Origin of the sequence: Nocardia sp. FDAARGOS_372 (genome assembly GCF_002554515.1) — a bacterium.
GTDB classification, from domain to species: domain Bacteria; phylum Actinomycetota; class Actinomycetes; order Mycobacteriales; family Mycobacteriaceae; genus Nocardia; species Nocardia farcinica.
This window is the reverse complement of record NZ_PDDW01000001.1, coordinates 1,741,817-1,762,986: the sequence shown is the minus strand read 5'-3', so window position 1 is coordinate 1,762,986 and position 21,170 is coordinate 1,741,817. Positions and strand designations below refer to the sequence as shown.

Genomic DNA, 21,170 nt, shown 5'->3' with positions numbered 1-21,170 from the left:
TCGGGCCGGAGCGATCGAGCCGTGCGATCGGGCCCGGGGCGACTGAGCCGACCGATCGGGCCCGGGGCGACCGCGCCGGGCGATCGGGCCGGGGCGACCGAGCTGGGCGACTGACGCGGGCGGCCGAGCCGTCCGGTCGGGCCGGGGCGGCCGAGCCGTCCGGTCGGGCCGGGGCGGCCGAGCCGTCCGGTCGGGCCGGAGCGACTGAGCCGACCGATTGGGCCGGGGCGGCCGAGCCGTCCGATCGAGCCGGGGGCGACCGAGCCGACCGACGGACCGGGGGGCGACCGGGCCGGGCAACCGAGCCGCCACCGCCCGCTTCGGGTGGAAGATCCGGTTTGCTCCGCAGTTCCCGACACTGTACGAAGCGGTATTCGCTGAAGGATTGCTTCCGCGCCGATATCCCGCGCCGGCGTGCCGGTCTGGGGAGGCGGTTCGATCATGATCCCCTGGACGTGGTCCTGTTAGCTGAAAAGTAGCTTGCGAATTCGCCGGTGGCTCAAGCCGGTTCGCGATGCATGGAATCGCAGTCTCTGGCAATCCACCCGCGCAAGGGCTCCGAATCTAAGGCGTGTATCACGTCCTGCGGCCTTCGCGCTCGTGCGCGAGGGCCGTCCGGTGCTCGGGGACTCGTGTCAGCTGCGGAAGAACGGAGTGATTGATGAGTTCGTGTGCCACCGATCGCGTCGACGAATGTGTTTCGGGTGGCTTCCCGACCCAGCCTTTCCCTCTCTCACCCGCGCAGACCGCGCTGTGGTACGCCCAGCGCATCCGGCCCGACGTCCCGCTGACCATCGCCCAGTACGTGGAGATCACGGGTGATCTCGACGTGGGCAGGCTGCTGTACGCGGTCGAGCGCTGCGGTGCGGAGAATCAGAGCGGGTATCTGCGGCTGGTCGAGATCGACGGTGTGCCGCACCAGGTGATCGACCCGGACCGCAGGCCGGGTTGGGGGCGCCTGGATCTGCGCGGCAGGCCCGACCCGCGCGCGGCGGCGATGCGCTGGATGAACGAGCACGCGGCCTCGCCCATCGACCTCGAGAACGATCCGCTGGTCACCAACGTGATCCTGCGGATCGGCGACGCCGAGTACCTCTGGTACGGCCGCGCCCATCACATCGTCATCGACGGCTACGGCGCGATGTCCGGCCTGACCCGCACCGCCGAGATCTACACCGCCCTCGAGCGGCACACCGAGCCCTCGGTCTCCCGGGCCACCCCGCTGGCCACCCTGTACGCCGAGGAGTCGGCCTATCGCGACTCGGCCCGCTGTGAACGCGATCGCGAGTACTGGCGCGAACAGCTCGCCGGCGCGGGCGAACCGGTGAGCCTGTCCACCGTGGCCGCGGTCCCAACCCCCGACCCGGGGCGGCGGCTGGCCCAGGGCGTGCTCGACGCGAGCCTGGACGCCGCGCTCGACGCCGCGGCCGCCGCGTTCGGCACCAACGCCTCGACACTGCTGGTCGCGGCGTTGGCCGCCTACGTGCGCTCGGTGACCGGCGATCCGGACGTGGTGCTCAGCCTGCCCGTCGCCGCCCGCACCACCGTGGCGCTGCGCCGCTCGGCGGGCGTGCTGTCGAACGTGGTGCCGCTGCGGCTCGGCGTCGACGAGGACACCACCGTCGCCGACCTGGTGCGCGCCGCCGAGCTGAAGATCACCGGCGCGCTCCGCCACCAGCGCTACCGGCACGACGACATCCGCCGCGACGGCGGCTACTCCCCGAACACCCGCGGGTTCTTCGGGCCGATGGTCAACATCATGCTGTTCGACCCGGAGCTGCGCTTCGGCAGCCTCGTCGGCGAACTGCACGTGCTGGCCACCGGCCCGGTCGAGGACCTGTCGGTCAACGTCTACAACAGCCGGGGCCGCACCCACCTGGATTTCGAAGCCAACCGCCTGCTCTACGCCGAGCGGGAGGTCGCCGCGCATCACCGGCGGTTCGTCGACTACCTCGCCGAATTCGTCGCCGCCGAGCCCGGCACCCCGGTCCGGGCGCTGCAGGCCATCACCCCGGCCGAACACGAGCTGGTGGTGCACCGCTGGAACGACACCGCCGCCGAGGTCGCCCCCGCCACCCTGGCCGACCTGTTCGCCGCACGGGCCGCCATGTGCCCGGACGCCGTCGCGCTCGAGTTCGACGACACCGCGTTGACCTATCGCGAACTCGACGAGCGCACCAACCGGCTGGCCCGCCTGCTCATCGCCCGCGGCGCGGGCCCCGAGACCGTCGTCGGGCTGTGCCTGCGGCGCGGTATCGACCTCGTCGTCGGCATGTACGCGATCATCCGCGCGGGCGCGGCCTACCTGCCGCTGGACCCGGACCATCCGGTCGAGCGCCGCGCCGACATTCACGCTCAGGCCGACCCGGTGTGCCTGCTCGTCGCGGCCGGCGAGGGGCCGGCGCTGCCCGCCGACGTGCCCGTGCTCGCGCTCGACACGGTGCCCCTGTCCGGCTATGACGCCGCCCCGGTCACCGACGCCGACCGGCGCGCTCCGCTACGCCCCGACCACCTGGCGTACGTGCTGTTCACCTCCGGCTCCACGGGCAGACCCAAGGGCGTCGGCATCAGCCACGCCGCGATCGTCAACCGGCTGCGCTGGATGCAGCACGAGTACCCGCTCGACGCCGGTGACGCGGTGCTGCAGAAGACGCCCGCCACCTTCGACGTCTCGGTCTGGGAGTTCTTCTGGCCGCTGCAGGTCGGCGCCCGCCTGGTGCTCGCCGCGCCCGACGGGCACCGCGATCCGGCCTACCTGGCCGGGGTGATCGCCGAGAAACGCGTCACCACAGCTCATTTCGTGCCGTCGATGCTGTCGGTGTTCGTGACCGATGCCGATGTGCGCGGCTGCGGCAGCCTGCGGCAGGTGTTCTGCAGCGGCGAAGCGCTGCCCGCCGCCACCGTGCGCGAATTCCACGCCGCCCTCGGCGCACCGGACGCGGGCGGCCCGCGGCTGCACAATCTCTACGGCCCCACCGAGGCCGCGGTCGACGTCACCTACTGGCCGTGCCCGCCGGATCCGGACACCGTGCCCATCGGCTCGCCGGTGTGGAACACCAGAACCTACGTGCTCGACGCGGGCCTGCGCCCGGTGCCGCCCGGCGTGGTCGGCGAACTCTACCTGGCCGGCGTGCAGCTGGCCCGCGGCTACCTGGGCAGACCCCAGCTGACCGCCGAACGGTTCGTGGCCGACCCCTTCACCCCCGGTGCGCGCATGTATCGCACCGGGGATCTCGCGCGTTGGCGGCCCGATACCGCGCCGGAGGAACCCGGCGTTCTGGAATACCTGGGCCGCACCGATTTCCAGGTCAAGATCCGCGGCCAGCGCATCGAACTCGGCGAGATCGAGGCGGCGCTGCTGGCCGACGAGCGGGTGGCGCGGGCGGTGTGCGTGGCCCGCCGCGGCCGCACCGGCGACGAGCTGGTGGGCTACGCCGTGGCCGCACCCGGCGCCACCGTGGACACCGCCGACGTGCTCGCGGGACTGCGCCGCAGGCTGCCCGGCTACATGGTGCCCGCGGTGCTGATGGTGCTGGACGAGCTGCCGTTGAACGCCAACGGCAAGATCGACCGCAAGGCACTGCCCGCCCCGCAGCTCCCGGTCGCCGCGAACGGCGGCCTCCGTCCGCGCACCGAGGTCGAACACGCGGTGGCCGCGATCTTCGCCGAGGTGCTCGCCCTCGACGAGATCGGGATCGAGGACGGCTTCTTCGACCTCGGCGGCAACTCGCTCATCGCCGCCCGCGCCGTCGGCAGGATCAACACCGATCTCGGCGCGGCGCTCACCATCCGCGACCTGTTCGAGGCCCCGACCGTGTCCGCGCTGGCCGAGCGGGTCGGCCGCCGTGCACCGATCGCCGCCCCGCCGCGCCTGGTCCCCGCCCGCAGGCCCGCGCGCATCCCGCTCTCGCCGGCGCAGCAGCGGCTGTGGATCCTCAACCGTTTCGACGAGCACGCCGCCGTCTACAACATGCCGCTGGCGCTGCGCCTGGACGGTGTGCTCGACCACGCCGCGCTGCGCGCGGGGCTCATCGACGTCATCGACCGGCACGAGAGCCTGCGCACCACATTCCCCGAGGGCCCGGACGGCCCGTATCAGCTGATCCACCCGGCAGCCGACATTCCGCTGACCCTCGATCCGGTGGACGCCACCGGCGCCGATGTCACCGCGCTCGCCGCCGAATTCGCCGGCTACGGCTTCGATCTGCGCAACCAGGCGCCGGTGCGGGTGGCGCTGTGGTCGACCGGACCGCGCAGCCACGTGCTCGTGCTGGTGCTGCACCACATCTGCGGTGACGGCTGGTCCATCGCGCCGCTGGTCCGCGACCTGGTGGCCGCCGTGACGGCCCGGGCGCAGGGGACGGCGCCGCGCTGGACGCCGCTGCCGGTGCAATACGCCGACTTCACCCTGTGGCAGCGCGCGCTGCTCGGCGACGAGGCCGACCCGCACAGCGGGCTCGGCAGGCAGCTTGCCTACTGGCGTACCGCGCTGGCCGGGCTGCCCGACCAGCTCGACCTGCCCCTGGACCGCCCCCGGCCGCTGCGGCGGACCGGCGAGGCGCAGCGGGTGCGGTTCACCATCCCCGCCGACACCCGGGCCGCGGCACTGGCGGTGGCGGCCGGACGCGGCGTCAGCCTGTTCATGGTGTTGCACGCGGCACTGGCCACCCTGCTGGCGCGGTTGAGCGCGAGCAGCGACATCGCCGTGGGCACCCCGATCGCGGGCCGCTCGGATCCGGCGCTGGACGAGCTGGTCGGCATGTTCGTCAACACCCTGGTGCTGCGGACCGAGATCGCCCCCGCGGCCGGCTTCGAGCAGGTTCTCGACGCGGTGCGCGAGACCGACCTCAACGCCTTCGCCAACGCCGACGTCCCGTTCGAGCGGTTGGTGGAGGTCGTCAACCCCGAGCGCTCGACCGCCCGGCATCCGCTGTTCCAGGTGATGCTGTCCTACGACCGCACCCCGGATCTGGCGCTCGAGCTGCCCGGCGTCACCGCCGAGGTGCTGCCGCTGGACAGCGCGGTCGCCAAGTTCGACCTGCACCTCGAGGTGCACGACACCGCGGCCGACAGCGCGCTGGACGCCGAATTCGTCTATGCCACCGACGTATTCGATCACGCCACGGTCGAGACCTTCGCCCGCCGCTTCGTGACCGTGCTCGACGCCGCCCTCGCCGCGCCCGCCGCGCCGGTCGGTGACATCGACCTGCTCGACGACCGCGAGTTCGCCAATCTGGTGCCGTTGCCCGCCGCGCCCGCGGTCCCGCCGATCACGCTGGCGCGGATGCTCACCGAGACCGCCGAACGCGTGCCCGACGCCGTCGCGGTGCGCCACCACGGGCTCGACACCACCTACCGGGAGCTCGACGAGCGCGCCAACCGCCTGGCGCGGGTGCTCATCGCCCACGGTGCCGCGCCGGAGACCGTGGTGGCGGTGGCCATGCCGCGCGGCCTCGACGCGATCACCGCGATCTGGGCGGTCGCCAAGACCGGTGCCGCGTACGTGCCCGTCGACCCCGGCTACCCGGGGGAGCGGATCGCGCACATGCTCGCCGATTCCGGCGCGCTGCTCGGCCTGACCCTGCCCGAATGCCTTGCCGCCCTGCCGGAATGGCCGACGACCACCCGGGGACGGCACGCCCGGACACCCCGGGACTGGCTGGTGCTCGGCGCGCCGGAACTGACCGCGGCCTGCGACAGCGCCTCGCCGCGGCCGGTCACCGACGCCGACCGCAGGCTCCCGCTGCGCGTCGCGCATCCGGCGTACCTGATCTACACCTCCGGCTCGACGGGCACCCCCAAGGCGGTCGTGGTCACCCACGCGGGCCTGGCCTCGCTCGCCCACGAGCAGATCCAGCTGTTCGGCATCACCGACACCGCCCGCACCCTGCACTTCTCCTCACCGAGCTTCGACGCCTCGGTGCTGGAACTGCTGCTGGCCTTCGCGGCGGGCGCCACCATGGTCATCGCCCCGGCCGGCCTGTACGGCGGGCGGGAACTGGCCGACCTGCTGCGCGCCGAACGGGTGACGCACGCGTTCATCACGCCGGCGGCGCTGGCGACGGTGCCCGACGAGGGGCTGCACGATCTGGCCGCGGTGATCGTCGGCGGCGAGGCGTGCTCGGACGAGCTGGTCGACACCTGGACCGTGCACCACCGCATGCACAACATGTACGGCCCGTCGGAGGCCACCGTCGCCGCCACCGCGTCCAAGCCGATGATGGCCGGTCAGCCGGTCCCGCTGGGTCTGCCGGTGCGCGGCATGCGACTGTTCGTGCTGGACCGGCGGCTGCGTCCGGTACCGCCGGGCACGCCGGGTGAGCTGTACCTGTCCGGCCCCGGCCTGGCCCGCTGCTACCTCGGCCGCAACGGCCTGACCGCGCAACGCTTCCCGGCCAACCCGTACGGGCGGCGCGGCGAGCGGATGTACCGCACCGGCGATCTGGTGGTGATCGACGCCGCGGGCGGCCTGCGCTTCCTGGGCCGCGCCGACGACCAGGTGAAGATCCGCGGCTTCCGCATCGAGCTGCGCGAGATCGACCATGTGCTGCGCACCCACCAGGGGGTGGCCTTCGCGCTCACGGTCGTGCATGTCGACGAGCACAACGAGCCGCGGCTTGCCGCGTACGTGACCGCCGAACCCGGCGTGGCGCTGCGCGGCGCCGACGTGCTGGCCACCGTGCGCGACCGGCTGCCCGGCTACATGGTGCCCGCCGCGGTGGTCGTGCTGGACGAGGTGCCGGTGACGCCCTCGGGCAAGCTCGATCGCAAGGCGCTGCCCGCGCCGGTGTTCGCGGCCGCCGGGGCAGGCCGTCCGCCCCGCACCGACGTGGAGCGGCGGGTGGCGGCGGTGTTCGAGCACGTGCTCGGCCGCCCGGTGCCCGGCGCCGAGGACAGCTTCTTCGACATCGGCGGCACCTCGCTGCTGGCCACCCGTCTCACCGCCGCCCTGCACACCGAGTTCGGGGCCGAGCTGCCGGTGCGGGAGATCTTCGAGGCGCCGACCGTGGCGGGGGTGGCCACTCGCCTGGGGGCGGCGCCGCGCACGCACCGCGTTCCGCTCACCGCGGTGCGGCCGCGTCCGGCGCGGATCCCGCTGTCGCTGCCGCAGCAGCGGCTGTGGTTCCTCAACCGCTTCGCCCCCGAGTCCAGCGCCTACAACATCGCGTTCGTCCTGCGCATCGACGGGGCGCTCGACACGGTCGCGCTGCGCGCCGCGCTGGCCGACGTGATCGCCCGGCACGAAGTGCTGCGCACGGTGTACCCGGAGGACGGCGCGGGTGCCCACCAGGTCGTGCTGCCGACCGCGCGCGCGGTGCCCGCCGTCGAGATCGTCGACGCCGACGAACCGGCCGCCCGCGAGCAGCTGGCCGCACTCGCCCGCGGCAGCTTCGACCTCACCGTGGACACCCCGCTCCGCCTCACCGTGCTGCGCACCGCGCCCCGGCGGCATCTGCTCGGGATCGTGCTGCATCACATCGCCGCCGACGGTTGGTCGCTGGCCCCGCTGACCCGCGACCTCGCCGCCGCCTACGAGGCCCGCCGCGGCGGCGCGGCACCCGCCTGGACGCCGCTGCCGGTGCAGTACGCCGACTTCGGGCTGTGGCAGCGCGCCTGCCTGGGCGATGCCGCCGACGCCGACAGCGTGGCGGGCGCCCAGCTGGCCTACTGGCGCGACGCGCTGGCCGACCTGCCCGAGGAACTGCCGCTGCCCTACGACCGGCCCCGCCCCGCCGAACCGGAGTACCACGCGGCGTCGGTGGCATTCGCGGTGCCCGACCAGGTCCGGCGCGCGCTCGCCGACCTGGCCAGGGCGCAGGGCGTCAGCATGTTCATGGTGCTGCGCTCCGCGCTGGCGGTGCTGCTGCGCGCGGTCACCGGCGGGCGCGACATCGTCATCGGCACGCCGGTGGCCGGTCGCACCGACACCGCGCTCGACGAGCTGGTCGGCATGTTCGTCAACACCCTGCTGCTGCGGTCCGACGTCGACCCGGACGCGGCCTTCACCGCGCTGCTGCGCGCCGACCGGGACAACGAACTGGCCGCGATCGCGCACGCCGACGTGCCCTTCGAACGGGTGGTGGAGGAGATCGGCCGGACCGCGGGTGCGCAGCGGCCGGTCGTGCAGGTCGCGCTCACCGTCCAGGACGGTCCGGCCCCCACCCTGCGGCTGCCCGGGCTGGCGCTGCACGCCGAGGAACTCGACATCGCCGCGGCCAAGTTCGACCTGGAACTGCGCGTCGCCCAGGACGCCGCGGGGCTCGGCTCGACCGCCGAATTCGTCTACGCCACCGAGTTGTTCGACGCCGCCACCGTCGAGACGCTGGCCGGACGGCTGATGCGGATCCTGGCCGCGGTGGCCGCCGACCCGGCGGTGCCGATCCGCGACATCGACGCGCGCACCGACCGCGAACGGGCCCACTTCGCGCCCGTCACCGGCCCCGAGGCCGCCGCGCCGCGCACGCTCGCGCAGTACTTCGCCGCCACCGTGGCCCGCGACCCGAGCCGCACCGCGGTGGTCGCCGTCGGTGACGGCACCGCGCTGAGCTACCGCGATCTCGACCGGCGCGCGAACCGGTTGGCGCGTGCGCTGATCGCCCGCGGTCTCGGTGCGGGTGACCGGATCGCGCTCGGGCTGACCCGCTCGATCGATTCCGTGCTCACCGCCCTCGCCGTCGCCAAGACCGGCGCCGCCTTCGTCCCGGTCGACCCGAAGTACCCGGCCGAGCGGGTGCGGCACATGCTCACCGACTCCGGCAGCGCCCTCGGTCTCACCCGGGCCGAGCACGCCGAACGGCTCGCCCCCGCCGCCTCGACGCACTGGCTGGTGCTCGACGATCCGGCCTTCCGCGCCGAGCTCGACGGCTACACCGCCGACCCCCTGCGCGCCGACGAGCCGACCCGGCCCGCCGCGGTCACCGATCTGGCCTACCTGGTCTACACCTCGGGCTCGACCGGGACACCGAAGGGCGTCGCGGTCACCCAGGCCGGCCTGTCGAACTTCGCCGACGAACTGCGCGACCGGCTCGACACCACCCCCGATTCGCGCACCCTGCATTTCGCCACCCCGAGCTTCGACGCGGCGATGCTGGATCTGCTGCTGGCCCTCGGACCCGGCGCCACCATGGTGATCTGCCCGCCCGAGGTGTACGGCGGCGACGAACTCGCCGAACTGCTGGAGCGGGAACGGATCACGCACGCCTTCATCACCCCGGCCGCGCTGGCGACCATCGACCGGCAGCGGTGGGCGCTGCCGCACCTGCGCGGCCTGATGGTCGGCGGTGAGGCGCTCGGACCCGAACTGGTGACCCGCTGGGCCGACGGCCGTCGCCTGCTCAACGCCTACGGACCCACCGAGACCACGATCGTGGCCACCCTGTCGGCGCCGCTGGCGGTCGGCGACCCGATCACCATCGGCACCCTGGTGCGCGGGGCGCGGGCCGTGGTGCTCGACGAGCGGCTGCGTCCGGTGCCGGTCGGCGTCCCCGGCGAGCTCTACCTCGCGGGGCCGGGCGTGGCGCAGGGCTACCTGGACCGGTACGGGCTGACGGCGGCGCGCTTCGTCGCCGATCCCTTCGGTCCGCCCGGGGCGCGGATGTACCGCACCGGTGACGTGGTGCGCTGGACGGCGGACCGCGAACTGGTGTACCTGGGCCGCAGCGACTTCCAGGTGAAGATGCGCGGGTTCCGCATCGAGCTCGGCGAGATCAGCGCCGCACTCACCGCCCACCCCGACATCCGCTTCGCCCACACCGAGGTGCGCGCGATCAACGGTGCCGACCGGCTGGTCTCCTACGTCCAGGCCACCGATGCGCACCTCGACATCGCCGCGGTGCGCGCCCACCTCGCGGCCCGGCTGCCCGCGCACATGGTGCCCGCGAGCATCACCGTGCTGGACCGGATCCCGCTGACCCCGGTCGGCAAGCTCGACCGGGCCGCCCTGCCCGAACCCGAGCAGACCGGCGCGGCCGAGGGACGCGCACCCGAGACCGCGACCGAACGGCTGGTCGCGCGGGTGATGGGCGAGCTGCTCGACGTCGAGGATGTGCGGGCCGACGCCGATTTCTTCGCCATCGGCGGCAACTCGCTGCTGGCGACCCAGCTGGTCGCGCGCCTGGCCGCCGCCACCGGCACCCGGCTCGAGGTCCGCGGCGTGTTCACCCATCCGACGGTCGCCGCGCTGGCCGCCGCCCTGGACGGTCGTACCGGCGCCGCCGACGAAGGCCCGCAGCCGACGAAACGACCACGCCCCGACCACGTGCCACTGTCGGCGGCGCAGCGCAGGCTGTGGTTCCTCGACCGGTTCAACGCGGGCGGCGGCGACGGCGACCGGACCGCGGGCGCCTACAACGTGCCCATCGTGCTGCGACTGCACGGACGGCTCGAACTGCCCGCGCTGGTCGCGGCCCTGCACGAGGTGCAGCGCCGCCACGAGGTGCTGCGCACGGTGTACCCGGAGCGGGACGGCGAACCCGCGCAGGTGGTGCTCGATCCCGCCGCGGCCGCCGTCACCCTCTACACCGCCACCGTGACCGAGGCGGAGGTGGCCGCGACCGTCCGCGGGTTCGCCGCGGGCGGATTCGATCTCGCCGCGGCCCCGCCGCTGCGGGCGGCGCTGATCACCGTCGCCGACCCGGACGACCTCGGCACCGCCACCCCGGCCACCGCCGACGAGAACGTCCTCGTCCTGGTCGTGCACCACATCGCCATCGACGGCTGGTCGCTGGAACCGCTGGCCGTCGAGGTCGCGGCCGCCTACCGCGCCGCCGCGGCCGGACGCGAGATCGAGCTGCCCGAACCGGAGCTGCAGTACGCCGATTACACGCTGTGGCAGCGCGAGACGCTCGGCACCGAGGACGATCCCGGCTCGGTGCTGAACAGGCAGCTCGACTACTGGGTGCGCGCGCTGGACGGCAGCCCGGAACTGCTGGCCGTTCCCGCCGACCGCCCGCGCCCGCCCGCGCCGTCCTACCGGGGCGGCACCGTCGGCTGCACCATCGACGCCTTCACGCACCGGGAACTACAGCGCGTGGCGGCCACGCACAACGTCAGCATGTTCATGCTGCTGCACGCCGCGCTCGCGGTGCTGCTGCACCGGATGACCGGCACCGACGACATCACCGTCGGCACCGCCGTGGCCGGGCGCGGCCATCCGGCGCTGGACCGCATGATCGGCATGTTCGTCAACACGCTGGTGTTGCGCACCCGCATCGACCCCGACGCCGGGTTCGCCGACCTGCTGCGCACCGTCCGCGAGACCGACCTCGACGCCTTCGCCCACGCCGACGTGCCGTTCGAGCGGCTGGTCGAGGTGCTCAATCCGGCACGCTCGCAGGCACATCACCCGCTGTTCCAGGTGATGCTCTCGGTCCGCAACCAGCCGGTGCGCGTGCTGGAACTGCCCGGGCTGCGCATCGAGTCCGAGGACATCGACACCGGCATCGCGAAGTTCGACCTGCAGTTCACGCTCACCGAATCGCACACCCCGCTGCGCGAACCCGACGGGATCGCCGTCGCGGTGACCTATGCCGCCGACCTGTTCGACGAGGACACCGCCCGCGCGCTCGGCAAGCGGCTGCGCAGGCTGCTCGCCGCGATCGCCGCCAACCCGACCAGTGCGGTCGGCGATCTGCAACTGCTCGACCCGGCCGAATGGTCCGGCCTGGCGGCGGTGCGCGGCACCGAGGCCGACCGGCCGGTCACCTTCCCCGAGGTGTTCGAGGCGGCGGTGCAGCACGACCGGCGGGCGGTCGCGCTGCGCTGCGAGGGCACCGAGGTCACCTACGACGCGCTCGACCGCTGGACCAACCGGCTGGCGCGGGTGCTGATCGAGCACGGCGTCGGCCCGGAGAGCCTGGTCGCGCTGGGCTTCACCCGGTCGGTGGAATCGGTGGCCGCGGTGCTGGCGGTGGCCAAGACCGGCGCGGCGTTCGTGCCGATCGATCCGCTCTACCCGGCCGAGCGGATCGCCCACATGTTCGCCGATTCCGGTGCGGTCCTGGGGCTCACGGTGAGCGCCCACCGTGCCACCCTGCCCGTCGAGGGCGGGTGGATCCTGTTGGACGATCCGGAGTTCCGGGCCCGGGTGCTGGCCGCTGCGCCGGAACCGATCACCCAGGCCGAGCGCACCGCGCCGCTGCGGCTGGAGAACCCGGCCTATGTCATCTACACCTCGGGCTCGACCGGCACCCCGAAGGGCGTGGTGGTCACCCACGGCGGCCTGTCCAACTTCGCCGCCGAGTGCGCGCAGCGTTTCGACGTGCGCCCGACCGACCGGGTGCTGAACTTCGCGACGCCGAGCTTCGATGCCGCGATGCTCGACCTGCTGTTCGCCCTCGGCGGCGCGGCCACGCTCGTCATCGCCCCGACCGGGGTGGTCGGCGGCGCGGAACTCACGCGCGTGCTGGTCGCGGAGCGGATCACGCACGCGTTCATCACCACCTCCGCGCTGGGCACGGTCGACCCGAGCGGCGTCACCGAGACGCGGCACGTGCTGGTCGGTGGTGAGGCGCTGCCGCCGGATCTGGCCAACCGGTGGTCGGTGGGCCGCAACCTCTACAACGTCTACGGGCCGACCGAGACCACCATCGTGACGATGATGTCCGCGCCGCTGTACCCGGACGGGCCGATCACCATCGGCGGCCCGATCCGCGGCGTCGGTGTCGGTGTCCTGGACCGGCGGCTGCATCCGGCGCCGATGGGCGTCACCGGCGAGCTGCACCTGTCCGGCAACGCGCTGGCCAGGGGCTATCTGAACCGGCCGGGGCTGACCGCGCAGCGGTTCATCGCCAACCCGTACGGCAAGCCGGGCGAGCGGATGTACCGCACCGGTGACCTGGTGCGGTGGCGGCCGCAGACGCCGGGCGAGGTCGAATACGTCGGCCGGGTCGACCACCAGGTGAAGATCCGCGGATTCCGCATCGAACTCGGTGAGATCGACGCCGCCCTGGCACGGCACGCCGACGTGGAACTGGCCACCACGCTCGGACACCGCACCGCGGCGGGCAGCACCGCGCTGGTGGCGTATGTGAAGCCGCGGCCGGGCAGCACCGTGACCGCTCGCGAACTGACCGCGCACGTGGCCGCGCTGGTGCCGAATTACATGGTGCCGCAGTCGATCATGTTGATCGACGAGGTGCCGCTGAGCCCCACCGGCAAGCTCGACCGCCGGCAGCTGCCGGAGCCGGTGTTCGCCGGAACCGTCGAGTACCGCGCGCCGTCCACCGCCGTCGAGGCCGCCCTGTGCGCGGCCTACGCCTCGGTACTCGGCGTGGCCAGGGTCGGCGTCGACGACGGCTTCTTCGAACTCGGCGGCAACTCGCTGTTGGCGACGAAGGTGGTGGCCGAACTGCGGGCCGCCGGTATCGACGTGCCGGTGCAGGCGATGTTCGGTGACGCCACGCCGGCCGCGGTGGCGGCGAAGCTGGCCGACGACCCGGCGGCGATGGTCGCCGCGGCGCTGGCGCCGGTGTTGCCGTTGCGGCCGGGCAGCGCCCGCCCCGCCCTGTTCTGTGTCCCGCCGGGCGTCGGGTTGTCCTGGTGCTACAGCGGGCTGCTCGCGCACCTGCCCACCGACGTGCCGGTGTACGGGCTGCAGTCGCCGCACGTCAGCGGCGCCGCCGGGTTCGCGGACATGACCGAGGCGGCCGAGCACTACGTGGCCGCCATCCGCTCCATCCAGCCGCACGGCCCGTACCACCTGCTCGGCTGGTCGCTGGGCGGGCTCATCGCGCACGAGATGGCGGTGCAGCTGCGGGCGGCGGGGGAGGAGGTGGCGCTGCTGGCCATGCTCGACAGCCACCGGCTCGGCGAGCGCTGGATGGCCGTGGCGACCCCCTCGGCGGCGGACATCCTCGCGGAGTTCGGCGTCGCGATCGAGGCGGACGCCGCCGACCTGGACCCGATCGCGGCCGCGCGCCTGCTGCGCGCACAACCGGGGCCGTTCGCGGCGCTCACCGACGAGCACCTGGACGCCCTGTTCCGCGAATACCGCACCGGCACCGTGCTGGCGCGGGACTTCCGGCCCCGTGTCTTCGACGGCGACCTGCTGTTCTTCCACGCCGCCGCGGACGAGATCAACCGCGCCGACCCGGACCGGCGTGCGGCGGCGTGGTCGCCGTACGTGGCCGGGACCGTGCACGAGCACCAGGTGCCGTGCGCGCACGCGGCGATGACGACCCCCGAGGCGCTCGCCCTGATCGGCCCGCTGCTGCGCGGCCGGCTGGACGGCGACCAGGCCACGACGAAGGAGAACCCTGGTGAGTGACGGCACCGGCGCGAGCCGGAACGAAGGCGGGCACCTATGAGCCTGGCGGTGGAAGTACACGGACTGGTCAAGAACTACGGCAAGGCACGGGTTCTCGACGACGTCGACCTGGAGATCCCGGCCGGCACCGTGATGGGCCTGCTCGGTCCCAACGGCGCGGGCAAGACCACGACGGTGCGCATCGTCACCACGTTGCTGCGGCCCACCGCGGGCAGCGTCCGGGTCGCGGGGGTGGACGTGCTGCGCGACCCGGCGAGCGCGCGCCCGCGGATCGGCCTGTCCGGCCAGTACGCGGCGATCGATGCCAACCTCACCGGCTTCGAGAACCTGCGGATGGTGGCCCGGCTCTACGGCATGACCCGGCGCCAGGCCGCCGCCCGCGCCCGGGAACTGCTCGGCGCGCTCGGGCTCGAACACGCGGCCGACCGCCGCGCGGGCACCTACTCCGGCGGTATGGCACGCCGGCTCGATCTCGCCGGTGCGCTGGTGGCCCGGCCGCCGGTGGTGGTGCTCGACGAGCCGACCACCGGGCTCGACCCGCGCGGGCGGCTCGACATGTGGCGCGTCATCGGCGAACTCGTCCAGGACGGCACGACGGTGCTGCTCACCACGCAGTACCTGGAGGAGGCCGATCTGCTCGCCGACCGGATCACCGTCATCGACCACGGGCGCGTCATCGCGCGCGGCTCGGCCGAGGAACTGAAGTCCTCGATCGGCGGCGACCGGCTCACCGTCACGCTGGCGCCCGGCCAGGACGTGCAGCCGGCGCTGACCGTGCTCGCCCAGGTCGGCATCGGCGAACCCCGCCGGGAGGACGGCGGCGACGACGTCTCGGTGGTGGTCGGCGACGGTACCCGCACGATGGTCGAGGCGCTGCGCAGGCTCGACGACGCCGGGGTGTGCGTGCTCGACGCGAGCGTGCACCGGCCCAGTCTCGACGATGTGTTCCTGTCCCTCACCGGCACCCCCGCGACCCCCGCGACCGAGCCGGAAACCGACGACGTACCCGAGGAGATCCTGTCGTGACCGCCCCCGCCCTCGCACCGGAACTCGGCGAGACCCCGACCGCGGAGGTGCCCCGCGAGATCACCCCGCCGAAGCTGCGGGTCTTCCGCGACAGCGCGATCGTGGCGCACCGCAACCTGCTGACGATCCTGCGGGTGCCGACCCTGCTGGTGACCGCCACCATCCAGCCGCTGATGTTCGTGTTCCTGTTCGCCTACATCTTCGGCGCGTCCCTGGGCGGCAGCCAGTACCGGGAGTTCCTGCTGGCGGGCATCTTCACCCAGACGGTGGCCTTCAACGCCGCCTTCACCACCGTCGGCCTGGCCGGTGACCTGCAGAAGGGCATCATCGACCGGATGCGCGCGCTGCCGATGTCGCGCATGGCGGTGCTGATGGGGCGCACGTTGTCGGACCTGGTGGTGAACATCCTCAGCCTGGCGGTGATGGTCGGCTGCGGCTACATCGTCGGCTGGCGGATCAACGGCGGTATCGCCGACGCGGCGCTGGCCTTCGGGATCATCCTGCTCTTCGCGTTCGCGATGTCGTGGGTCGGCGCGCTCACCGGGCTGCTCTCGCCGACGGTGGAGGTCGCCCAGAGCGCGGGCCTGATCTGGCTGTTCCCGCTGACGTTCATCTCCTCGGCGTTCATCTCCGCGGGCGCGCTGCCCGGGCCGCTGAAGGTGATCGCGGAGTGGAATCCGATCACCGCCGTCTCGGCGACCGGCCGCAAGCTGTTCGACAACGGCGCGCCGCCGTTCTTCGCCCAGCCGACCGGCTGGCCCGCCGAGCACTGCGTGGAGTACGCGGTGATCTGTTCGATCGTGATCCTGGCCGTGGCCATGCCGCTGGCGTTGCTGCGGTACCGCAAGGTCGCCAGCCGCTGACCCGCGGCGGCACGGAAAAGGCCGTTTCCCTCGTGATCCGAGGGAAACGGCCTTTTCTCGTGGTGCGACGTCTCAGCCGCGGCGGCGGGTCTTGAGCAGTTCGAGGCGCTCCTTGAGCAGTTCCTCGAGCTCCTCCTTGCTGCGGCGCTCCAGCAGCATGTCCCAGTGCGTGCGCGGCGGCTTGACCTTCTTGGTCTCCTGCGTGGTGCCCTCGACGAGGACGCCTTCCTGACCGTTGCGGCACAGCCAGGTCGGGGGGATCTCGGCGTCGTCGGCGAACGGCACGTCGAACTCTTCGCCGTTGTCGGTCCGGTACCGGGCGATGCGACGAGGAGCGAGGTCGTGGTCGCGATCGGTCTCGTAGCTCACCGCTCCGAGCCGACTGCCCCGGAGTACGCGATCTGCCATGGTGTGCCTCTCCCTGTGTGCTCGAGTCTTGTTGCGCCGGCGACCGGTGCCCGGTCTTCGCTCGACATCCGTACAACGCACGGGCCGGCGTCATCGTTCCCGACACGGCGACGATGAACCGTTCCATTCTAGTCGGCCCCGGGCCGCGGGCCCGTCCCCGGCACCGCCGACACGCCCGCCGGGTCCGCGCGCGCGGCGGACGCGCACGCACTAGTCTTCTGCCCCATGACGCGGCGCTTGCTGACCTGCCTGTGGTGTGGGCGGGAGATCGTGGACTCCGAGTCCGGGCGGCGGCGCCGCTACTGCCGTCAGTCGTGCCGGCAGCGCGCCTACGAACACCGCAACAGCGTCAAGGGCACCGGCATCCCGGAGGATTCGGTGATCCTGAGCGCCCAGGAGGCCGCGGATCTGGCCGACCGCTGGTTCGCCGCGCGCTGCGCCGCCGAGGACGTCGCGACCGCGATCGCCGAGGGCGCCGACACCGACGAACTGCTCGCGCTGAGCACCACGCTGGTGAAACTCACCCGCGAGGCCGAACGGCTGCGTTGACCTGAACGGCTGCGTCAGCCCGAACGGCGGCGTCGACCCGAGCGCCGGCCCGGACCGCCGCCACGCCCGCCGCCACCGCGGCTGTCAGGGCCCCGGCGGCCAGCAAAGTCCAGGCGTCGGGCCGCAGCAGCGGTTGCGCTCGCATCGCCTGCCAGAACACCAGCCCCAGCAGACCCGCGTAGCCCAGCGCCACGACACCGACGAGCCGGGCCCGCACCCGCTGCGGTCGCAGCCACGGCCTCCGTCGCGCCAGCAGGCCCAGGACGAGCACCGTCGCGAGCAGCACCTGGATGCCGTGCAAGCCGACGAAATGGGGGATCCGCAGGTCACCGCCCACGGTGCTCCAGCCGGTCAGCGGCAGCCCGGCATCGAGTGCAGCGTTGCCGTCCGTGCCGTCGTGCACGGTGTGCCCGGCGGACAGCTCCACGATCTCGCCGTCGGCGTCGCGCACCCGCCTGCCGCCGGTGAACCCCATCGTGTAGGCCAGCGCCATTCCGGTCACCGCCAGCGCGAGTCCGCCGTGGATGGCGCGGGTCGTGGGCAGATCAGCCGGCCGCTGGCGGGCGATCACCGCGCCGATCAGCAGGCTCGCCAGGAAGAGCCCGGGCACACCGGAGGTGAACACCATCTGCCCGACCGCGTTGACCGGGTCGTCGGCGGTGTTGAAATGGCTGAACGTGCCGCGCGCGGCCTGTAGCGCGATGAATCCGACGTCGACGATCCCGGTGACGGCGAACAGCGTGCCCAGCCACCACGTGATGCGCCTGCCACGGTGCGGCAGCGCGAGCAGCCAGGCCAGGGTCAGTCCGTAGACGGCGAACGCCACCGCGAACTTGAAGGGTTTGCGCCACACGGACTCACCGAGCAGCACGCGGTCGTCGACGAGCATGCCGGCCAGGCAGACGAGGGCGAGCGCGGCCATGGCGGTGACCATGACGAGCAGGGGGCGGTGCATGCGGCCGCGGGGCGGCCGGGCGACCGGCTGACGGTGCCGCGGCGAGCGGACGACGGTGGTGGACATGGGCCGACGGTAGGGCCGCCCGGTGCCCCGTCACGTCCCGCCGCAGCGGGGTTCTCGCCTCGTACGCCGGTATCGCGCGCGCCCTCGGCCTCACCCTCGGGTAGGTGGTCCGGGAGAACGAAACCTGCCCGCGAATCCGGAGATTCGCGGGCAGGTGGGGTATCCGCGCGCCCCTCATCCACGCGCGGTGGGGGTGGATCAGTGCGACGGCGCGAACACGTCCACGCCGCGGGCGGCCAGCCACGGGGCCGGGTCGATCGGGCCGACGCCGGGCGCGTGCACCTCGTAGTGCAGGTGCGGGCCGGTGGAGTAGCCGCGGTTGCCGACGGTGGCGATGACGTCGCCCGCGCGGACCTGCTGGCCAACGGTGGCGAGGATGTCGTTGACGTGGCCGTAGACGCCGACGGTGCCGTCGTCCTGCTGCACGCGCACCCACAGGCCGAAGCCGCTGGCCGGCCCCGCCTCGATGACGACGCCATCGGTGACGGCGGCGATCGGCGCGCCGATCGGGTCGCCGAAGTCCAAGCCGTTGTGCTGGGCGCCCCAGCGGGCGCCGAAGTGGGAGGTGAGCACGCCGGCGACCGGGCGGACGGTCTTCGGGCGCGCGGCTTCGACGGCGAGGCGATGCTGCTCCCACAGCACCGGCTCGGGCACGATCTGCGGCATCTGCGCTTCGCGGGGGGTGAAGGCGGTGAACTGCACCGTCTCCTCGGTGGCGTCGGCGACCGCGGCGGTCGCCGAGGCGGTACCGTCGGCCGGGTCGGCGGCGGCGAAGACACCGAACGACACGCCGAGCGCGGCGGACAGGGCGACGGCGCGGCCGGCGACACGCTGGCGGCGCGAACGCGGTGCGCCGGGCCGGAGGAAAGATAACGGATCGGTCACGGGCATGTCTCGAACGTACGGCAGCGCCCGCGACCTGCAGCAATGCTGTGGCTACCCTCACAGGGTGGCAAAAGCGCTGGTGGCGAGTTACGAAGTGGTAACGATGCGGCGCGCCTACGTTTACGAGCAGGGCGAATGCGTTACTGGCGAGATCTTGAACGGTTCCAGCGTGTTGATCACACTGTTGAAGTGCCGACTAACGGAGTTCGTGCCCTGGAAGCACTCGCCGACCCCACCCGCCGGGCGATCTTCGAGGCGCTACCCGCCACCCCGCGGTCGGTCGGCGAACTCGCCGCGATCGTCGGGGTGAGCAGCTCGGCGGTGTCGCAGCATCTGAAGGTGCTGCGCGCCGCGCGGCTGGTGATGGTCCGCCCCCGGGGCAACCGCAGGCTCTACACCCTCGATCCGCGCGGCCTCGGCGACGCCCGCGACTACCTCGAACAGTTCTGGCCGAGCGCCCTGGCCGCCTACGCGGCCGCCCTGCACGAAGCGCGCGCCGAAGGGGCGGCGAACTAGGCGCTCAGCCCACCTGCCGGTACCCGGCCGCGCGCTGCCCGGCGGTGGCGGTGCCCGGCCACGGACGACGACTGAGCTGCTTGTCGATGGCGGCCATGACGTCGGGGACGGTGATCTTCAACAGGCCGGGATCGGGGGTGTCGGCGAACGGATCGCCCAACTGTCCCGCCCACAGCACCGCGTGCCTGGCCAGCAGGTGCGGGGGTGGGCCCGCCCAGTGCGGCGGGGTCGGCCCGAACATCAGCACCGTGCGGGTGCCGAACGCGGTCGCCAGATGCGCCACGCCGGTGTCACCGCTGACCACCAGCGACGCCTCGGCCACCGTCGCGGCCAGTTCGATCAGGTTCTGTTCGCCCGCCAGCACGCGGTGGCGGGGCAGGCCCGCCCTGGCGGCGACGGTGAGCGCGATGTCACGCTCGAACTCGTCGCCGGTGAGCACCACGTCGCGGCCGAGCACCAGCAGATGGCGCACCACCGCCGCGAACCGGTCCGGCGGCCAGCGCCGCGCGGGCGCTCCCGCGCCGACGTGCACCACCACGCAGTCGCGATGGCTGGTGGTCGCCACCGGCGGCACCAGGCCGAGATTGCGGCGGTCGGCGACGATGCCGTCGGACTCGAGCAGATGGCACCACCGCTCGGTGTAGTGCATGTCCTGCTCCCACTCGGGTCCGTCCACCTCGGGGAAGGCCGCGTGGCGATAGCTGAGGATGCGGCCGGGACGCAGCCGGGCGAGTTCGGCGATGCTCTCCGGGCCGGGGCCGTGCAGGTTGACCGCGAGGTCCGGGCCCGGCCCATCCCAGCGCAGCGCACCGGCCGACGGGGTCGGCACCAGCGTGTCGACCGAGGCGATCAGATCGACGATCGGCTTGAGCCGCTGCGGGGCCGCCAGCACGATGTGGTCGCTCGGCTTGGCTCGACGCAGCGCGCGAAGCGCCGGGACCGCGGTGAGGAGATCACCCAGTCCGCGTGCCTGCAGCACGAGTACTACCGCCACCCTGTCTCTCCTAGCCACCTTCGGCGCCGATGCGGGAAATCCCGGTCCGTACGCACCGGTCGGCGCGCCCGACGAGAATCACTTAGGGATGACTTCCCAAGCCGTCGCGGCGATAAACGTGCGGCGGGTGCGGCGTAATCGATCGCACCCCCTCCGCCGCGCAGTAATCTCACTGAGGTCGCGACACCTTCACCCTCGACGGACAAGGAGCGTTCGCATGGCCTGCCTGCTCAACCCGTACCTCGGTTTCGGTGCCAACGCGCGCCAGGCGCTCGAGTTCTACCGCGACGTCTTCGGCGGCACCCTGAACATCAGCACGTTCGGCGAGTTCGGCGACGCCCCCGACGAGGGCGCCGACCTGGTCATGCACGGCCAGCTCGAGACGCCCGACGGCTTCACGCTGATGGCCTCCGACACCCCGCCCGGCATGGAATATCAACCGGGAAGCAGTATTTCGGTCAGTCTCAGCGGCGACGACGCCGACCGGCTGCGCGGGTGGTGGAACAAGCTCAGCGAAGGCGGCACCGTCACGGTGCCGTTGGAGAAGCAGATGTGGGGCGACGAGTTCGGCATGTGCCAGGACCGCTTCGGCGTCGCGTGGATGGTCAATATCGCCGGGGAGGGGCGATAGCGTCGCCCGGC

10 protein-coding genes are annotated in these 21,170 nt (G+C 72.9%); 6 read left to right on the top strand and 4 right to left on the bottom strand.

What is annotated here, in order from left to right; all coding sequences use genetic code 11:
• The first annotated feature begins 661 nt into the window (after positions 1-661).
• From CRM89_RS08720 to CRM89_RS08710, 3 genes are read left to right on the top strand one after another with little or no spacing between them, the layout of a single operon-like run.
• Complete coding sequence (locus tag CRM89_RS08720; protein ID WP_228821708.1) at positions 662-14,266, top strand: non-ribosomal peptide synthetase; 13,605 nt, start codon at positions 662-664, stop codon at positions 14,264-14,266.
• A 36-nt stretch (positions 14,267-14,302) separates the two neighbouring features.
• Positions 14,303-15,292: a daunorubicin resistance protein DrrA family ABC transporter ATP-binding protein gene (locus tag CRM89_RS08715; RefSeq protein WP_011209648.1), complete on the top strand. Its 990-nt coding sequence runs from the start codon at positions 14,303-14,305 to the stop codon at positions 15,290-15,292.
• 47 nt (positions 15,293-15,339) lie between these two features.
• Positions 15,340-16,155 (top strand): ABC transporter permease, encoded by an 816-nt coding sequence (locus CRM89_RS08710; RefSeq protein WP_098086931.1) that lies wholly within the window; start codon positions 15,340-15,342, stop codon positions 16,153-16,155.
• A gap of 72 nt (positions 16,156-16,227) precedes the next feature.
• On the opposite strand, the gene CRM89_RS08705 is transcribed toward CRM89_RS08710, so the two are convergent.
• A complete protein-coding gene (locus CRM89_RS08705) occupies positions 16,228-16,563 on the bottom strand; it encodes an RNA polymerase-binding protein RbpA (protein ID WP_011209646.1) in 336 nt (111 codons plus the stop codon).
• Between the two features lie 225 nt (positions 16,564-16,788).
• On the opposite strand from CRM89_RS08705, the gene CRM89_RS08700 reads away from it, so the two are divergent.
• Positions 16,789-17,112, top strand: coding sequence for a hypothetical protein (locus CRM89_RS08700; protein ID WP_011209645.1), 324 nt, complete (start codon positions 16,789-16,791; stop codon positions 17,110-17,112).
• Here CRM89_RS08700 and CRM89_RS08695 read toward each other — a convergent pair.
• Both CRM89_RS08695 and CRM89_RS08690 read right to left on the bottom strand, forming a co-directional pair.
• A complete protein-coding gene (locus CRM89_RS08695) occupies positions 17,084-18,133 on the bottom strand; it encodes a hypothetical protein (protein WP_098083708.1) in 1,050 nt (349 codons plus the stop codon). The two genes, CRM89_RS08700 and CRM89_RS08695, sit on opposite strands and share 29 nt — an antisense overlap.
• Before the next feature lie 198 nt (positions 18,134-18,331).
• Complete coding sequence (locus CRM89_RS08690; protein WP_098083707.1) at positions 18,332-19,024, bottom strand: M23 family metallopeptidase; 693 nt, start codon at positions 19,022-19,024, stop codon at positions 18,332-18,334.
• Between the two features lie 183 nt (positions 19,025-19,207).
• Between CRM89_RS08690 and CRM89_RS08685 the strand changes: the two genes are divergently transcribed.
• Entirely contained in the window at positions 19,208-19,534 is a 327-nt protein-coding gene (locus CRM89_RS08685) for a helix-turn-helix transcriptional regulator (RefSeq protein WP_060590763.1), read from the top strand.
• A 4-nt stretch (positions 19,535-19,538) separates the two neighbouring features.
• On the opposite strand, the gene CRM89_RS08680 is transcribed toward CRM89_RS08685, so the two are convergent.
• Positions 19,539-20,528, bottom strand: coding sequence for a glycosyltransferase family 9 protein (locus CRM89_RS08680; RefSeq protein WP_060590765.1), 990 nt, complete (start codon positions 20,526-20,528; stop codon positions 19,539-19,541).
• A 217-nt stretch (positions 20,529-20,745) separates the two neighbouring features.
• Between CRM89_RS08680 and CRM89_RS08675 the strand changes: the two genes are divergently transcribed.
• Entirely contained in the window at positions 20,746-21,159 is a 414-nt protein-coding gene (locus CRM89_RS08675) for a VOC family protein (protein WP_011209640.1), read from the top strand.
• The last annotated feature ends 11 nt before the right edge of the window (positions 21,160-21,170 follow it).

Excerpts from the sequence above, each read along its gene's own strand:
- CRM89_RS08720 (WP_228821708.1), top strand. The coding sequence starts at position 662 with ATGAGTTCGTGTGCCACCGATCGCGTCGACGAATGTGTTTCGGGTGGC.
- CRM89_RS08715 (WP_011209648.1), top strand. The coding sequence starts at position 14,303 with ATGAGCCTGGCGGTGGAAGTACACGGACTGGTCAAGAACTACGGCAAG.
- CRM89_RS08705 (WP_011209646.1), bottom strand. The coding sequence starts at position 16,563 with ATGGCAGATCGCGTACTCCGGGGCAGTCGGCTCGGAGCGGTGAGCTAC.
- CRM89_RS08700 (WP_011209645.1), top strand. The coding sequence starts at position 16,789 with ATGACGCGGCGCTTGCTGACCTGCCTGTGGTGTGGGCGGGAGATCGTG.
- CRM89_RS08695 (WP_098083708.1), bottom strand. The coding sequence starts at position 18,133 with ATGTCCACCACCGTCGTCCGCTCGCCGCGGCACCGTCAGCCGGTCGCC.
- CRM89_RS08690 (WP_098083707.1), bottom strand. The coding sequence starts at position 19,024 with ATGCCCGTGACCGATCCGTTATCTTTCCTCCGGCCCGGCGCACCGCGT.
- CRM89_RS08675 (WP_011209640.1), top strand. The coding sequence starts at position 20,746 with ATGGCCTGCCTGCTCAACCCGTACCTCGGTTTCGGTGCCAACGCGCGC.